General features: G+C 63.4%; 15 protein-coding genes. 8 read left to right on the forward strand and 7 right to left on the reverse strand.

Annotation, left to right across the window (positions count from 1 at the left end; all coding sequences use genetic code 11):
- Positions 1-19 precede the first annotated feature (19 nt).
- The 3 genes from CQ007_RS05245 (at position 20) to CQ007_RS05255 (ending at position 4525) form a co-directional block, all read left to right on the forward strand.
- Positions 20-946, forward strand: coding sequence for a hydrogen peroxide-inducible genes activator (locus CQ007_RS05245; protein ID WP_105643885.1), 927 nt, complete (start codon positions 20-22; stop codon positions 944-946).
- 7 nt (positions 947-953) lie between these two features.
- Positions 954-3038, forward strand: a complete 2085-nt coding sequence (gene recG / locus CQ007_RS05250) for an ATP-dependent DNA helicase RecG (protein ID WP_105643886.1) — start codon at positions 954-956, stop codon at positions 3036-3038.
- Positions 3039-3115: 77 nt separating this feature from the next.
- Positions 3116-4525, forward strand: coding sequence for an aminoacyl-tRNA deacylase and HDOD domain-containing protein (locus CQ007_RS05255; RefSeq protein WP_105643887.1), 1410 nt, complete (start codon positions 3116-3118; stop codon positions 4523-4525).
- A gap of 47 nt (positions 4526-4572) precedes the next feature.
- Here CQ007_RS05255 and CQ007_RS05260 read toward each other — a convergent pair whose 3' ends face one another.
- Complete coding sequence (locus tag CQ007_RS05260) at positions 4573-4845, reverse strand: HU family DNA-binding protein (RefSeq protein ID WP_105643888.1); 273 nt, start codon at positions 4843-4845, stop codon at positions 4573-4575.
- A 335-nt stretch (positions 4846-5180) separates the two neighbouring features.
- Entirely contained in the window at positions 5181-5348 is a 168-nt protein-coding gene (gene rubA / locus CQ007_RS05265; RefSeq protein ID WP_105643889.1) for a rubredoxin RubA, read from the reverse strand.
- 161 nt (positions 5349-5509) lie between these two features.
- Between rubA and CQ007_RS05270 the strand changes: the two genes are divergently transcribed.
- The 4 genes from CQ007_RS05270 to phoR all read left to right on the forward strand — a co-directional run bounded on the left by CQ007_RS05270 (position 5510) and on the right by phoR (position 9073).
- Positions 5510-6031 carry a chorismate lyase gene (locus CQ007_RS05270; protein ID WP_105643890.1) on the forward strand — a complete coding sequence of 174 codons (522 nt, stop codon included), beginning with the start codon at positions 5510-5512 and terminating at the stop codon, positions 6029-6031.
- Between the two features lie 25 nt (positions 6032-6056).
- A complete protein-coding gene (gene ubiA / locus CQ007_RS05275; protein ID WP_105643891.1) occupies positions 6057-6947 on the forward strand; it encodes a 4-hydroxybenzoate octaprenyltransferase in 891 nt (296 codons plus the stop codon).
- Between the two features lie 77 nt (positions 6948-7024).
- Positions 7025-7714 (forward strand): phosphate regulon transcriptional regulator PhoB, encoded by a 690-nt coding sequence (gene phoB, locus CQ007_RS05280; protein ID WP_105643892.1) that lies wholly within the window; start codon positions 7025-7027, stop codon positions 7712-7714.
- Positions 7715-7780: 66 nt separating this feature from the next.
- The gene (phoR, locus tag CQ007_RS05285) at positions 7781-9073 is read left to right on the forward strand and encodes a phosphate regulon sensor histidine kinase PhoR (protein ID WP_105643893.1); all 1293 of its coding nucleotides are present in this window, start codon (positions 7781-7783) and stop codon (positions 9071-9073) included.
- A gap of 23 nt (positions 9074-9096) precedes the next feature.
- On the opposite strand, the gene CQ007_RS05290 is transcribed toward phoR, so the two are convergent.
- Positions 9097-9951 (reverse strand): response regulator, encoded by an 855-nt coding sequence (locus tag CQ007_RS05290; RefSeq protein WP_105643894.1) that lies wholly within the window; start codon positions 9949-9951, stop codon positions 9097-9099.
- A gap of 219 nt (positions 9952-10170) precedes the next feature.
- Entirely contained in the window at positions 10171-11328 is a 1158-nt protein-coding gene (locus CQ007_RS05295) for an iron-containing alcohol dehydrogenase (RefSeq protein ID WP_105643895.1), read from the reverse strand.
- A gap of 248 nt (positions 11329-11576) precedes the next feature.
- Between CQ007_RS05295 and CQ007_RS05300 the strand changes: the two genes are divergently transcribed.
- Positions 11577-11885, forward strand: a complete 309-nt coding sequence (locus tag CQ007_RS05300) for a c-type cytochrome (RefSeq protein WP_105643896.1) — start codon at positions 11577-11579, stop codon at positions 11883-11885.
- Between the two features lie 170 nt (positions 11886-12055).
- Here the strand turns inward: CQ007_RS05300 and phoU are convergent, their stop codons facing one another.
- The 3 genes from phoU to pstA all read right to left on the reverse strand — a co-directional run bounded on the left by phoU (position 12056) and on the right by pstA (position 15580).
- A complete protein-coding gene (gene phoU / locus CQ007_RS05305) occupies positions 12056-12811 on the reverse strand; it encodes a phosphate signaling complex protein PhoU (protein ID WP_105643897.1) in 756 nt (251 codons plus the stop codon).
- Between the two features lie 283 nt (positions 12812-13094).
- Entirely contained in the window at positions 13095-13931 is an 837-nt protein-coding gene (gene pstB / locus CQ007_RS05310; protein WP_105643898.1) for a phosphate ABC transporter ATP-binding protein PstB, read from the reverse strand.
- Between the two features lie 32 nt (positions 13932-13963).
- Complete coding sequence (gene pstA, locus CQ007_RS05315; RefSeq protein WP_105644481.1) at positions 13964-15580, reverse strand: phosphate ABC transporter permease PstA; 1617 nt, start codon at positions 15578-15580, stop codon at positions 13964-13966.
- Between the last annotated feature and the right edge of the window lie 23 nt (positions 15581-15603).

The following is a 15603-nucleotide window of genomic DNA, read 5'->3' on the forward strand; positions in this document are numbered from 1 at the left end:
TTCGCGAGCAGTATACGACATGACCCTGACCGAACTTCGTTACATCGTCACCCTGGCCCAGGAACAGCACTTCGGCCATGCCGCCGAGCGCTGCCACGTTTCCCAGCCGACCCTGAGTGTCGGTGTGAAGAAGCTCGAGGAGGAGCTGGGCATCATGCTCTTCGAGCGCACCAAGAGCGCGGTACGCGTCACCCCGGTGGGCGAGAAGATCGTCGCCCAGGCCCAGCGCGTACTGGAAGAGGCCATGGCCATCCGCGAACTGGCCAGTGCCGGCAAGAACCAGCTGTCGGCGCCGCTCAAGGTCGGTGCCATCTACACCATCGGGCCCTATCTGTTCCCGCACCTGATTCCCCAGCTGCACCGGGTGGCGCCGGAGATGCCGCTGTACATCGAGGAAAACTACACCCACGTGCTGCGCGACAAGCTGCGCAACGGCGAACTCGATGCGATCATCGTCGCACTGCCGTTCAACGAGCCGGACATCCTGACCAGACCCCTGTACGACGAGCCGTTCAGCCTGCTGATTCCGGCGGACCATCCCTGGGCCGAACGCGACCACGTCAGCCTGGATGATCTGGACGATGACCGCCTGCTGCTGCTGGGTGAAGGCCATTGTTTCCGCGATCAGGTACTGGAAGCCTGCCCCACCACCCGCCGCAACGACGAGCCGAGCAAGCACACCACCATCGAGTCCAGCTCGCTGGAAACCATACGTCACATGGTCGCCTCCGGCATGGGCATGACGGTGCTGCCGATGTCGGCCGCCGATGATCGCTACTACAGCTCCGACCTGCTGCTGACCAAGCAATTCAAGTCGCCGGTGCCGTACCGGACCGTGGCCATCGCCTGGCGCGCCAGCTTCCCGCGGCCGCGTGCGGTGCAGATTCTCAGCGACTCGATCCGTCTGTGTTCGGTCGGCGCCCCCGCCGACAAGCAACAGGCCTGATCACAGCATGTCGCTGCAGCTTGAACGCACACCACTGACGGTGTTCAAGGGCGTCGGCCCGGCGCTGGCGGACAAGCTCGGCCGCCTCGGCCTGAACAGTGTGCAGGATGTGCTGTTCCACCTGCCACTGCGCTATCAGGACCGCACCCAGGTGACCCCGATCGGCGCCCTGCGCCCAGGCATGGATGCGGTCATCGAAGGCACGATACTGGGTGCGGACGTGGTGATGGGGCGAAGGCGCAGCCTGCTGTGCCGCCTCCAGGATGGCAGTGGCACCCTCAGCCTGCGTTTCTACTATTTCTCCGCCGCGCTCAAGGCCAACCTGCAGCGCGGCAGTCAGTGGCGCTGCTACGGGGAAGTGCGGCCCGGTGCGTCCGGGCTGGAAATCTACCACCCGGAGATGCAGAGCCTCGATAGCGCGCAACCGGCCCCGGTAGCCACCACCCTGACGCCGATCTACCCGGCCACCGAGGGACTGTCGCAACAGCGTTTGCGCAGCCTCAGCGAAGCGGCGCTGGCCTGGCTGGACCAGGGCAACAGCCTGCCGGACCTGCTGGCACCGGAGCTGACCGAACAATATCAACTGCCACCGCTGCGCGAGGCCATCCGCACCCTGCACCGGCCGCCGCCGGATGTCGATCTGCAGGCGCTGGAGGAGGGCCGCCATTGGGCCCAGCACCGGCTGGCCTTCGAGGAGCTGCTGGCCCATCAGCTGACCATGCTGCGCCTGCGCGCCGAGGTGCGTCGGTACCGGGCTCCGGTAATGCAGGCTAGCGGGGAATTGGCGCAGGCCTATGTCCGTCAGTTGGGCTTTGCGTTGACCGGTGCCCAGCAGCGGGTGGCCGAGGAGATCCGCGTCGACCTGCAGCAGCCCCGCCCCATGCTGCGCCTGGTGCAGGGCGATGTCGGTGCCGGCAAGACGGTGGTCGCGGCACTGGCCGCGCTGCAGGCGCTGGAAGCCGGCTGGCAGGTAGCCTTGATGGCACCGACCGAGATCCTCGCCGAGCAGCATTTCAACAATTTCCAGCGCTGGTTCGCCGCACTGGGCATTTCCGTGGCCTGGATGGCCGGCAAGCTCAAGGGCAAGGCCCGCGCCAACCAGTTGCAGATGATCGCCACCGGCGAGGCGGCCATGGTGGTCGGCACGCACGCGCTGTTCCAGGACGAGGTGCGGTTTCACAATCTGGGGCTGGCGATCATCGACGAGCAACATCGCTTCGGTGTACAGCAACGCCTGGCGCTGCGCGACAAGGGCGCCGCCGGACGCTTCTCGCCGCATCAGTTGATCATGACCGCCACGCCGATCCCCCGCACCCTGGCGATGAGCGCCTACGCCGATCTGGACACCTCGATCCTCGATGAGCTGCCGCCCGGGCGCACCCCGATCAACACCGTGCTGGTGTCCGACAGCCGCCGCGACGAGGTCATCGAGCGGGTGCGCGCCGGGTGCGCCGAGGGGCGCCAGGCATACTGGGTATGCACCCTGATCGAGGAATCCGAACAACTGCAGGCCCAGGCTGCGGAAGTGACCTGGCAGAATCTCTGCGAGCACCTGCCGGAACTGTCCATCGGCCTGATCCATGGGCGCATGAAGGCCACCGAGAAGGCCGAGATCATGCAGGCGTTCAAGGAAGGCGACCTGCATCTGCTGGTCGCCACCACGGTGATCGAAGTCGGCGTGGATGTGCCCAACGCCAGCCTGATGATCATCGAGAACCCCGAACGCCTGGGGCTGGCGCAACTGCACCAGTTACGCGGCCGGGTCGGTCGTGGCAGCACCGCCAGCCACTGCGTGCTGCTGTATCACGCGCCGCTGTCGGCCCTCGGCCGGGAGCGCCTGGGCATCATGCGTGAAAGCTCGGACGGTTTCGTCATCGCCGAAAAGGACCTGGAGCTGCGCGGCCCCGGCGAGGTACTCGGCACCCGCCAGACCGGGCTGGTGCAATTTCGTGTGGCCGATCTGGTACGCGACGCCGACCTGCTGCCACAGGTACAGGAAGCCGCCGCAAGCCTGGCCCGCCACCATCCGGAACGGGTCGGCGCGATCATCGACCGCTGGCTGGCCGAGGGGCAGCAATTCGCCCAGGTATGAAACAGGCGCCGCAGGCAAAAACTGCTAAGATCGCTGCAAACGCCATACTTCGGACTCTCCGGACAAGGAATCATCTGATGACCACTCCAGCAGCCACGTCAGCCAGCGCCAGCCTGCCCGACCTATTGGAAAAGCAACTGCAGCGCCAGGCCATCGCCTATCAGCTGCGCTCGCAGCACCAGGCCGGCCCCACCGCCCAGCAGGTGCAGGTGTGTCTGTTGTGCGATGACGACGGCATGCTACTGACGTTGATTCCCGCCGATCACCTGCTGGATCTGAGCGTCCTCGCCCAGGTTACCGGGCGCCAGCTGCAACCGGTACGCGATCAGCAGTTGCAGGATATCCTCGCCCGCCATCAGCTGACTTACCTGCCCGGCCTGCCGATGCTGGTGGAAGCGCCCTGTTTCATCGAACAGCAACTGCTGGCCCAGTCCCGGGTATGGATGCCCAGCGGCCTGCCCGGCTGGTGTCTGGAGCTGGACAGCGATGCCATTGGCCGGCTGGCGGCGTCCGCCACCGCGGCCACCTTTGCGGTTCCGCTGGCGGGCATCGAATGCAGTGCCGAGGATCCCGAGCAGGACCAGCAGGACATCAACCTGGCGGTGAAGAATTTCACTGCGCTGCGCATGCGCCAGCGGCTCGAGGAAACCATCGAGATCCCGCCGCTGTCCAGCACCGCGCAGCGGATCATGAAATTGCGGGTGAACCCCGACGCCACCGTCGAGCAGCTCACCGATGTGGTGGAAACCGATCCCAGCCTGGCGGCGCAGGTGGTCAGCTGGGCGTCCTCCTCGTTCTATGCTGCCCCCGGCAAGATCCGCTCGGTGGAGGATGCCATCACCCGCGTGCTGGGCTTCGATCTGGTGATGAACCTGTCGGTCGGCCTGTCCCTGGGCAAGACCTTCAGCCTGCCCAAGGATGCGCCGGAACGCACCACGCCGTACTGGGAACAGGCGATCTATACCGCCGCTGCGATCGAGGGCCTGGCCAAGGCCATGCCGCGCGAGCAGCGCCCGGAGCTGGGCCTGAACTACCTGGCCGGCCTGCTGCACAACTTCGGCTATCTACTGCTGGCGTATATCTTCCCGCCCTACTTCAAGTTGATCTGCCGGCATATGGAGGCCAACCCGCATGTGCCGGCCTGGCTGCTGGACCAGCACCTGCTCGGCGTCAACCGGGACCAGATCGGCAGCTGGCTGATGCGCTACTGGGACATGCCGGCGGAAATCTCCACCGCCATCCGTCATCAGCATGACCCCGACTATCAAGGGGAGCACCATCTGTATGCCAACCTGGTATATCTGAGCCTGGCTCTGCTGCGTGAGCGGGAACTGGGAGACGGGCCGTCACTGAGCATACCCGATGCGCTGCTGCAGCGACTGGGGATGACCCGGGAAACAGCGGATCAGGCGGTGGACAAGGTGCTGGATGCGCGGGATGCGCTACGCAAGCTGGTGAACGAATATCAGCTCGGCTTCAACCGCTGAGAACCAAGCGCTAGCTACCGGGGGCCTGCCGGCCCCCGGCCGGTGGATCAATTGACAGAGTCTTTCAGTCCCTTGCCGGGTTTGAAGGCGACGGTGTTGCTGGCCTTGATCTTGACTGGCTCACCGGTCTGCGGGTTCTTGCCGGTCCGGGCACCGCGATGACGCTGCAGGAAGGTGCCAAACCCGACCAGGGTGACGGTATCCTTGCGGCTCAGGGCCTGGGTGATTTCATCGAGAATCGCGTTGAGCGCACGGCTTGCCTGGTCCTTGCTCAGGTCAGCCTTGTCGGCAATAGCCGCTGCGAGTTCCGGTTTACGCATATAAAGCCTCACTATGTGTTGTTTTTGTTTTTCGCTGCCTGCTGCAACGATGCTTCTTCGCGACAGCCCGCCTTGCCTGGCCCAAGACTGTCAGAGCCCGCTCAGCATGGCACGACTCGAACGCCAGCGCCAGCCAAAATCCGGGCTGACAGGCCCTGTTATCGCCTATTTATTGGAAAAAGCCAAGAGTGTCTCATTGTCTGAGTTGAGCGCCGCGACCATTGCCGCTCCGCTTACCGCCGAGGGCATTCCCCGCCACCGGCAGATAAAAGCATTTGGCCATCCTGCCTCACCCGTGAGCAATGCGACGGATCCGCTTCGCCTCGCGCCCCGCTTCAGTCCAGGGTAATCAGCTCGAAATCGTCCTTGCCGACCCCGCAATCGGGGCACTGCCAGTCGTCCGGCACGTCTTCCCAGCGGGTGCCCGGCGCGATGCCGTCATCCGGCCAACCCTCGGCCTCGTCATAGATGAAGCCACATACAATGCACTGCCACTTTCTCATCGGCCCATCCCGGATCACCTGCAACTGAACGGAAAACCTCAACGCCCGAGACTACCGCAAAGCGTTGATTGCGGCCAACAGCAAGGCCCTCAGCGGGGCAATGCCGCACAATCATGCTACCCTCTGCACTTCGAAACACTGAGACAGCGACAGACAGTTCCATGCACACTCCCGATTGGCACCCGCCCACCGCACATCCCGATACCCCCCATGGCGCACTGCTCGACTGGCTGAGTGGCGAGGGGTCGCTGACCCAACGGCTGATTGCCGCGGGGCGCGATGATTTCCGGGTGCAGGTGCTGGGCGAGAGCCAGCAGCCGGCACGTGCCGATGAGGCTGCCGCCCTCGGGCTGGCCAGCGGGCATCCGGTATGGATCCGTGAGGTGCTGCTGCATACGGCCGGCGCCCCACGGGTCTTCGCACGTACCGTGGCCGACCTGCAAGCCTTCAATGCCGCCGGCGTGCATCTGGAGAATCTCGGCAACCGCAGCCTCGGCGAACTGCTGTTCAGCGACCCGCGCATTCGCCGCGAACCGATCGAGATCAGCCGTTATCCGGCAGCCTGGCTACCCGCACAACAGCGAGCCGAGGGCTGCTGGGCACGACGCTCGCTGTTCGCCAGTGAGCGCCTGCAGTTGCTGGTTTGCGAAGTGTTTCTCCCCGGCTGGCCTCCGGCCGCCTGATCCACCCCTTGTTTTGGAGACTGTCGTGTCTGGCCTGTTGATAAAACCCCTGTCCCGCCTGCATCCACGCGCCATCGACTTCATTCAGCTGATGCGCCTTGACCGTCCCATCGGCACCTATCTGCTGCTCTGGCCGACCCTCTGCGCCCTGTGGCTGGCGGCCGGCGGTTTCCCGAGTCCGCTGTTGCTGGCGGTGTTCGCCGCCGGGGTGCTGCTGATGCGCTCGGCCGGTTGCGCGATCAACGACTTCGCCGATCGCAAGGTCGACGGGCATGTGAGCCGCACCCGCAACCGACCGCTGGCCACCGGCAAGGTCAGCGCCCGGGAAACCCTGGTGGTGTTCGCCATTCTGGTGGCGCTCAGCGCCTCGCTGTTGCTGTTCACCAACCTGCTGACCTTCAAGCTGGCGCTGGTAGCCGTGGCGCTGGCCACCGTGTATCCGTTCTGCAAGCGCTTCACCTTCTATCCCCAGGTGGTGCTCGGCGCCGCCTACTCGATGGCCATCCCCATGGCCTTCGCCGCGCAGACCGGTGAATTGCCGCCGGCACTGTGGCTGCTGTATATCGCCAATCTGCTGTGGACCGTGGCCTATGATACCGAGTACGCCATGTGCGACCGGCCGGACGACCTGGTCATCGGCGTCAAGTCCACCGCCATCCTGTTCGGCGAGGCCGACCGGCTGATCATCGGCCTGCTGCAGGGGCTGACGCTGTTGTGCCTGGTGCTGGTCGGCAGCCGCTTCGCACTGGGCGGCTATTACTACCTGGGACTACTGGCGATGCTGCTGAGCTTCGCCTGGCAGCAGTGGCTGATCCGCGAGCGCGAACCGCAGGCCTGTCTGACCGCGTTTCTGTCCAACCATTGGAGCGGCCTGCTGGTTTTTGCCGGGCTGCTGCTGGATTACCGCTTCGGCTAGAACCAGGCAGTCATACAACTGCAACAAAAGTGTTATCTAATCGTTGCCTGTCAGACACTGCAACTGGACGGAGCACCATGGCAGACAAGACCATACTGATCGTAGACGACGAAGCCCCGATTCGGGAAATGATTGCCGTTGCGCTGGAGATGGCCGGATACCACTGCCTTGAAGCAGAAAACACCCAGCAGGCCCACGCCAGCATCATCGATGCCAAGCCGGACCTGATCCTGCTGGACTGGATGTTGCCGGGTACCACCGGCATCGAGCTGGCCCGCCGCCTCAAGCGTGATGACCTGACCAGCGATATCCCGATCATCATGCTCACCGCCAAGGGTGAGGAGGACAACAAGATCCAGGGTCTGGAAGTCGGCGCCGATGACTACATCACCAAGCCGTTCTCCCCCCGCGAGCTGGTGGCCCGCCTCAAGGCGGTACTGCGCCGCGCCGGCCCGGTGGATGACGAAGCGCCGATCGAGATCGATGGCCTGCACCTGGACCCGGTCAGCCACCGGGTCACCATCGACGACAAGCCGGCCGAAATCGGCCCGACCGAATACCGCCTGCTGCAGTTCTTCATGACCCACCAGGAGCGCGCCTATACTCGTGGTCAACTGCTGGATCAGGTGTGGGGTGGCAATGTCTATGTGGAAGAACGCACCGTGGATGTGCACATTCGTCGCCTGCGCAAGGCGCTGGGCCCGAGCTACGAGGGTCTGGTGCAGACCGTGCGCGGTACCGGTTATCGTTTTTCCACCAAAGGCTGACAGCCCCTACCCCGTGACCGCATCGGCTTGGCGAGCAAACGGCAACAGACCCCTAGGACGACACAGGTGGAAGTAAACTGGTTCCGGGTAATCATCGGCAGGCTGTTCTGGCTGCTACTGGCCTGCCTGCTGGCAGGTCTGGCGCTGGGGCAACCGGCCTGGGCGCTGGTCATCGGCCTGAGTGGCTATCTGGGCTGGACGCTGTACCAGATGCAGCGTTTCCAGCACTGGCTGCACAACCGCCCTGGTGATCCGCCACCGGAAACCACCGGTATGTGGGGCGAGATCTTCGATGGCATCTACCACATGCAGCGCCGTGACAAGCGGGCGCGAGCCCGCCTGCAATCGGTCATCGAACGCATCCAGACCTCCACTGCGGCGCTCAGCGACGCGGTGGTGGTACTCGACAAGGACGGGCATCTGGAATGGTGGAACCACTCCGCCGAGCGCCTGCTCGGTCTGCGCGCCCCGGATGACAGCGGTCAGCATGTGCATAACCTGCTGCGCGACCCGCGCTTCGTCGAGTATTTCGACCGGGGCAGTTACCGGGAACCACTGGATATCCCCTCGCCGCTCAATATCAGCACCTGGCTGCAATACAACATCACCCGCTACGGCAATGGCGAGCGGCTGATGCTGGTGCGCGATGTGACCCGGCTGCACAACCTCGAACAGATGCGCAAGGATTTCGTCGCCAACGTTTCCCACGAACTGCGCACGCCGCTGACGGTGGTGGTCGGCTATCTGGAAACCATGATCGACAGCGATGATGGCAGCAATCCACGCTGGCTGCGCCCGTTGCATCAGATGCAGCAGCAGGCCCGGCGCATGCAGAGCCTGCTCAACGACCTGCTGATGCTGTCACGTCTGGAAACCTCCGAGGCGCGTGCCGAGGAAAAACCGGTGAACATCGACCTGATGCTACCCGGCATCCGCAAGGATGCCCTGGCCCTGTCCGGTGAACGGCAGCACAACATCACCCTCGAGTGCACCACCCAGGCCCGTATCATGGGCCTGGAAACCGAGTTGCGCAGCGCCATCTCCAACCTGGTGTACAACGCGGTGAAATACACCCAGGACGGCGGCCAGATCCATATCAGTTGGTCCCAGGATGACCGCGGCGCACGCCTGAGCGTATCGGACAACGGCCCGGGCATCGCCCAGGAGCACCTGCACCGGCTCACCGAACGCTTCTACCGCGTCGACTCCAGCCGCAACAGCACCACCGGCGGCACCGGTCTGGGCCTGGCTATCGTCAAGCATGTATTGATGCGCCACCAGGGCGAGCTGCAGATCACCAGCACCCTCGGCCAGGGCAGCACCTTCAGCTGCGTGTTCCCCGCCGAACGCTTGATCTGAACATACGCCGGGCGGCAGCCCGGTCAGTGCTCGGCGGCGGCGATCAGCAGCGACAGGCGTTCCAGCTTGGCCGGGTCCTGATCGACGAATTTCAGCGTCACCAGCAGCCATTCGCAGTCCATGCGCTCCTCGAGCGCCGCCACCGTGTGCACATAGCCATTGATGCGCGCCACTTCCTGCTCGTCCTGCTGCTCCAGATCCAGCACCGCGCTCTCGAATACGCTGGGCAGGCGCTCGCTGCGGCGCACCACCAGCCGTGCATCACGCAGGCTCAGACTGCGGATCACACAGGCGAACTGCTGTCCGGCGACGCGCAACTGCGCCCGGGCGCTGGAACGTGAGGTGCTGGCACGGCTATCGGCCTGCGCTGACACAGGCGGCGCCGTCGGGGTGACTGGGGCTGGTGTCGGCTTGCGTCCGGCCAGCAGCGTATTGACCGACTCCATGGCATGGCCGGTGCTGGCCTGCAGACTGCGGCTGCGCAACTGCTTCAGCTTGCCGGTACGCTGCAGCGCCTTGCTGACCTTGGAAATCAGTTGTTCGTTGCTGAACGGCTTGCCGACATAGTCGCTGACGCCGGCCTGGATGGCCTGCACCACGTTGTCGCGGTCGCCGCGGCTGGTGACCATGATGAACGGGGTCTTCTCCTGCCCGGGCTGGGCGCGGAACCACTGCAGCAGCTCCAGACCACTGAGCTCCGGCATTTCCCAATCGCACAGCACCAGGTCGAAGGCGACCCGACTGAGCAACTGTCGCGCCTTGCTGCCATTGACCGCTTCCTCGATCTGCAGGCCGGGGAGATGACTGCGCAGGGCTTTCTTGATCAGGTCGCGGATGAAGGGTGCGTCATCGACGACCAGCACGGACACACTCGCCATGGAATCTCTCTCTGTCGGTTACTGCGCAAGCTTAGCCCAGAGTGATGGCAGAAACCCAGCACGATGCTGCTCATTCAACGCAGCACCACCTGTAACTTGCGAGAGATTCCGTCATTGCGAACCGCAACGCGGTGAAGCAATCCACAGACACGGAGTCACCGGCCCCCATGGATTGCCGCGCCCTTCGGGCTCGCAATGACGGCGACATCACCGACAAGCTCAGAGCTTGCCGGTCAGGGCGTTGAGGAACAGCTGCTGGTACTCGGCGGCATCCAGCGGGCGGGCGTTGGTGCGGGCGGTAATGTCCTTGGCGGACATTTCACCGATCAGCACCGCCTGGGAATCGTCCACGCCGATTTCCGCCAGGGTGTGCGGCAGCTCCAGTTCGGCACGCAGATCCAGAACCCAGTCCAGCATGCCGTTGTAGTCGGTATGCGGCAGGCCCAGGTAGCGGGCGGCGCGGGCCATTTCCGCCTCGATCACCGGGCGGTTGGCCTGCATCACGTAGGGCATGACGATGGCGTTGAGCAAACCGTGGTGCGAGTCGTACAGCGCACCGACACTGTGCGATACCGCGTGAATTGCGCCCAGGCCACGCTGGAATGCCGTTGCCCCCATGCTGGAGGCCACCAGCATCTGCAGGCGGGCATCCACGTCGTTGCCGTTACGTACGGCACGGGGCAGGTATTCCTTGACCAGGCGCATGCCTTCCAGGGCGATGCCCTCGGCCATCGGGTGGAAGGTCGGTGCCAGGAAGGCTTCCAGGTTGTGCGCCAAGGCATCCATGCCGGTGGCCGCGGTCAGCTTGGGCGGCAGGCCGATGGTCAGCTCGGGATCGAGAATGACGGTGGCCGGCAGCATGCGCGGATGGAAGATGATGCGCTTGGTGTGATTTTCCTCGTCGGTGATCACCGAGGCGTTACCTACTTCCGAGCCGGTACCGGCGGTGGTGGGCACGGCCACGACCGGCAGCATCAGGCTGGCATCCACATTGGCCGGATTGCGCGCTTCCCACAGCGAACAGCTCTGCCGGGCGACCAGTGCCACCGCCTTGGCCGCATCGATGGCCGAGCCGCCGCCAAAGGCGATCACGCCGTCATGCTGACCGGCCTTGAGCGCAGCGACGCCATCGGCAACGTTGCTGCCCGTGGGGTTGCCCTTCACCGCGCTGAACAGGCCGATCTGCAACCCGCCTTCCCGACAGATCTGCATGGCCTGCTCGACCACCGGCAATGCCGCCAGCCCCGGATCGGTGATCAACAGCGGCGCCTGCATGCCCAGCTGCTTGCAGCACTGCGCCAGCTCGCGCAGGCGCCCGGCGCCAACGCGCACGTTGGTCGGATAGCTCCAGTTATTGTTATAGGAAGCGATTTCCATATAATCTCCAATACTCAAGGGGTGATCTGAGTCGCTCGGATTCACTGGAGCGACCACGTTGGACGTATTCTATTTATGTATCACACCATACTCAAATATCGATACTGAATCTCCACACATATTCTGTGTGGCGAATTGTCACTTGAAATAAGGCCATTAGTAGGCCATTTTGTAGCCATACCTGCCGCAACGAGCCGTGCATAAAAAAAGCAGGAGCTGCTTTCCGTTTAGCCTTTCGAGGATACACCATGAAATTCTATTTGTTGCCTTTGGTTGCCGCAGCCGCCCTGACAGCAGCTCACGCGGTGTCCGCCGATGAAGCTCTGTTCAAGAGCAAGCCGTGCATCGCCTGTCACAGTGTCGATGCCAAGCTGGTTGGCCCGTCGCTGAAGGAAGTGGCGGCCAAGCATGCGGGTGAAGAGGGTGCCGTCGAACTGTTGGCCGGCCATATCAAGAACGGCTCCAGCGGTGTCTGGGGCCCCATCCCCATGCCGCCGAATCAGGTAACCGATGAAGAGGCCACTCAACTGGCCGAGTGGATCCTGACCCTGAAATAATCAGCGCACAGGTCCAAATAGAAACACCCCGAAGATCATGGATGTTCGGGGTGTTTTCGTTTGCGGGCACCGCTCTCACCCTGCCGGGTTGTCGAGACAAATCCCTGCCTGCTGGGAGCTGGCGTAGCGCAGGGGCGCTACACCCCCAGCCAGACGCGTGGCGCAACGCCTCAGTCGGCGTCCGGCGCCTGGCCCTGGCCCTGGCCGTTCTTCTGCACCTGCTCTGCCATACGCTTGAGGCCCAGATGCCGCACGTTGGTGCCTTCGACCATGTGGATCACATGCTCGGCCACGTTACGCGCATGGTCGCCGACCCGCTCCAGTGAACGCAGCACCCAGAGGATGTTCAGCACCCGGCTGATCGAGCGCGGGTCTTCCATCATGTAGGTGACCATCTCACGCATGGCGGTCTTGTATTCCTGATCGACGATCTTGTCTTCCCGAGCCACTTCCAGCGCCTGCTGGCTGTCGTAGCGGGCGAAGGAGTCCAGCGACTGCTGCACCATCTTGTGCACGTGATAGCCGATATGCCGGCATTCCACATAACCCCGTGGTGCCTGACCTTCTTCGATCAGATGCAGCGCGCGCCGGGCGATCTTCGAGGCTTCATCGCCGATGCGCTCCAGATCGACGATGATCTTGCTGATATTGACCACCAGGCGCAGGTCGCTGGCCGCCGGCTGGCGACGGGCCAGAATGCGCATGCATTCCTCGTCGATCTGACGCTCCATGGCGTTGGTGGCTTTGTCGTTCTCACGCACCTTTTCCGCCAGTTGACCATCGGCCTCGATCAGCGCGGTCACCGCGTCATGCACCTGCTTCTCCACCAGGCCGCCCATCTCCAGCAGGCGTGTGCGCAACGACTCCAGCTCCTCGTTGAACTGCTGGGAAATATGCTGCGTGAAGCTGTCTATGTCTTTATTCATGGCGACTCTCCCCAAAGGGCCTGTTGACGTTTCATTTACCACCGCGTTGCTGCATCAAATCTCGCCAAGCTAGGCGTGGGACGCAGGGAATGGTATTCCCTTGCCAAGTCCCACAACGACGCATGGCGAGATTTGATGCGCAACCCGGAGGGCCGGGCCTGTTTTTGCGCGATGCTGCGTTACTCGTCGTTCATTTGGAATGACCAAATTTCTCTCCTCGCGCCTTGCCTCGCGCAAAAACAGGCGCCGGCGCGGTGGTAAATGAAACGTCAACAGGCCCTATCTAGCCGTAGCGGCCGGTAATGTAGTCTTCGGTCTGTTTCTTCGTCGGGTTGGTGAACAGCGTATTGGTATCGCCGAACTCGACCAGCTCGCCCATGTACATGAAGGCAGTGTAATCCGATACGCGCGCGGCCTGCTGCATGTTGTGGGTGACGATGACGATGGTGAACTTTTCCTTCAGCTCGTTGATCAGTTCCTCGATCTTCAGGGTGGAGATCGGATCCAGCGCCGAGGCCGGCTCGTCGAGCAGCAGCACTTCCGGCTCCACGGCGATGGTGCGGGCAATCACCAGACGCTGCTGCTGACCACCGGACAACCCCAGGGCCGACTCATGCAGGCGATCCTTGACCTCATCCCACAGCGCCGCGCCCTTGAGCGCCCATTCCACCACCTCGTCCAGGGTGCGCTTGCTGTTCACGCCCTGAATGCGCAGGCCGTAGGCGACGTTCTCGTAGATCGACTTGGGGAATGGGTTGGGTTTCTGGAATACCATGCCCACCCGACGCCGCAGGTTGGAGACGTTCACACCCTTGGCGAAGATATCCTTGCCATCGAGCAGGATCTCGCCCTCGACGCGGCAACCGTCGACCAGGTCGTTCATCCGGTTGAAACAGCGCAGCAGGGTCGACTTGCCGCAGCCGGAGGGACCGATGAAGGCCGTCACCCGGTTGCGCGGGATCTGGATGCTGACATCGAACAGGGCTTGCTTGCTGCCATAGAACAGGCTCAGGCCAGGCACATCGAGGGCGATGGTTTCCTGATCCATGCTCAGCTCCTGCTGCTGCGAGCGCCCCAGGGCGCTCATATCCATTGCATGGGTTTTGCTGCTATTGGACATAATCTGTATCCGCGTCGTAAAGGTTGAGACGATCAGTTTTCCAGCGCTTTGTATTTTTCGCGCAGATGGTTACGTATCGCTACCGCCGAGAAGTTCAAAGTGGCAATCACGCCTACCAGCAGCAGTGCCGTGGCGTATACCAACGGGCGCGCCGCTTCGACGTTGGGACTCTGGAAGCCGACATCGTAGATATGGAAGCCCAGGTGCATGAATTTCTGGTCCAGATGCAGGTAGGGATAGTTGCCATCCACCGCCAGCGACGGCGCCAGCTTGACCACACCCACCAGCATCAGCGGGGCCACCTCACCGGCGGCGCGGGCCACCGCCAGGATCAGACCGGTCATCATCGCCGGGCTGGACATTGGCAGAATGATCTTCCACAGCGTTTCCGACTTGGTCGCGCCCAGGGCCAGCGAGCCCTCGCGCAGCGAACGCGGAATACGCGTCAGCCCTTCCTCGGTGGACACGATCACCACCGGCACGGTGAGCAGCGCCAGGGTCAGCGAGGCCCACAGCATGCCGCCGGTACCGAAGGTCGGTGCCGGCAACGCCTCGGGGAAGAACAGCGAATCGATGCTGCCGCCGAGAAAGTAGATGAAGAAGCCCAGGCCGAACACGCCATAGACGATCGAAGGTACCCCGGCCAGGTTGTTCACCGCGATACGGATCACCCGGGTGACCAGGCCCTGCTTGGCATATTCCCGCAGATACACCGCTGCCAGCACGCCGAACGGGGTGACCACCACGGACATGATCAGCACCATCATCACGGTGCCGAAGATCGCCGGGAATACGCCACCCTCGGTATTGGCCTCGCGCGGCTCATCGCTGACGAACTCCCACAGCTTGGCGAAGTAGTGCCCGGTCTTCTGCATCACGCCCATACTGTTGGGCTGGAATACCCGCACCACCTTGCCCAGGCTGATTTCCTTCTCGCGGCCATCCGGCACCCGCGCCATCAGGCTGTCGCGGTTGAACTCCTGGTACAGCTCCATCAGGTGCCGTTCCAGTTCGGCATACTCGTTGTTCAACGCGGTACGCTCGGCACCCAGCTCGGCCTCGCGTTCTGGGGTCAGCTCGTTGCGCAGTTCATAGCCCCGCTCCCGCAGGCGCAGGCGCTCCAGACCGGCGTTGATGCGGCCGATCTCCTGCTTTTCCAGATGCTGGATATCCCCATGGATGGCCAGCGCCCGATCGACTGCCTGCTGCAGTGCCGGCCAGGCGTCAGCGCCCTGGGCGACGACCTCGCCGTTCTGCCGCACATCCACCAGGTAACCATAGAAGTTGCCCCATTCCCGCCGCTCGATGACGATGACGTCTTCCGGGGTGCGGATGTCTTCCAGCCATTCACCGACGATCCAGCGGAAGTCCGCGCCATACAGGTCACGGTTACCGACCTTGATCAGCTCGCGCTCCATGAAGCCGTCGCGCTCCGGGTCCACCGGCAGGCCAGCGCCGGCCAGGCGCGCGGTGGGCACCTCCTCGCGGGAGTTGACCTCGCCCATGATGACCAGCGCTTCCTGACCGGGAATGCGGTATTCCGCCTCGATCACATCCGACGGCCAGAAGTGGCTCAGGCCGCGCACGGCGATCAGCAGCAGCAGACCGATGGTCATGACCACCGCGATCGACACGGCACCGGCGTTCATCCAGATCCACGGATTGCCGCTTT

It is taken from the genome of Pseudomonas sp. MYb185 (assembly GCF_002979975.1).
Taxonomy (GTDB): domain Bacteria; phylum Pseudomonadota; class Gammaproteobacteria; order Pseudomonadales; family Pseudomonadaceae; genus Halopseudomonas.

Coding starts and splice junctions, on each gene's coding strand:
- CQ007_RS05245 (WP_105643885.1), top strand. CDS start 20: ATGACCCTGACCGAACTTCGTTACATCGTCACCCTGGCCCAGGAACAG.
- recG (WP_105643886.1), top strand. CDS start 954: ATGTCGCTGCAGCTTGAACGCACACCACTGACGGTGTTCAAGGGCGTC.
- CQ007_RS05255 (WP_105643887.1), top strand. CDS start 3,116: ATGACCACTCCAGCAGCCACGTCAGCCAGCGCCAGCCTGCCCGACCTA.
- CQ007_RS05260 (WP_105643888.1), bottom strand. CDS start 4,845: ATGCGTAAACCGGAACTCGCAGCGGCTATTGCCGACAAGGCTGACCTG.
- rubA (WP_105643889.1), bottom strand. CDS start 5,348: ATGAGAAAGTGGCAGTGCATTGTATGTGGCTTCATCTATGACGAGGCC.
- CQ007_RS05270 (WP_105643890.1), top strand. CDS start 5,510: ATGCACACTCCCGATTGGCACCCGCCCACCGCACATCCCGATACCCCC.
- phoB (WP_105643892.1), top strand. CDS start 7,025: ATGGCAGACAAGACCATACTGATCGTAGACGACGAAGCCCCGATTCGG.
- CQ007_RS05290 (WP_105643894.1), bottom strand. CDS start 9,951: ATGGCGAGTGTGTCCGTGCTGGTCGTCGATGACGCACCCTTCATCCGC.
- CQ007_RS05295 (WP_105643895.1), bottom strand. CDS start 11,328: ATGGAAATCGCTTCCTATAACAATAACTGGAGCTATCCGACCAACGTG.
- CQ007_RS05300 (WP_105643896.1), top strand. CDS start 11,577: ATGAAATTCTATTTGTTGCCTTTGGTTGCCGCAGCCGCCCTGACAGCA.
- phoU (WP_105643897.1), bottom strand. CDS start 12,811: ATGAATAAAGACATAGACAGCTTCACGCAGCATATTTCCCAGCAGTTC.
- pstB (WP_105643898.1), bottom strand. CDS start 13,931: ATGTCCAATAGCAGCAAAACCCATGCAATGGATATGAGCGCCCTGGGG.
- pstA (WP_105644481.1), bottom strand. CDS start 15,580: ATGAACGCCGGTGCCGTGTCGATCGCGGTGGTCATGACCATCGGTCTG.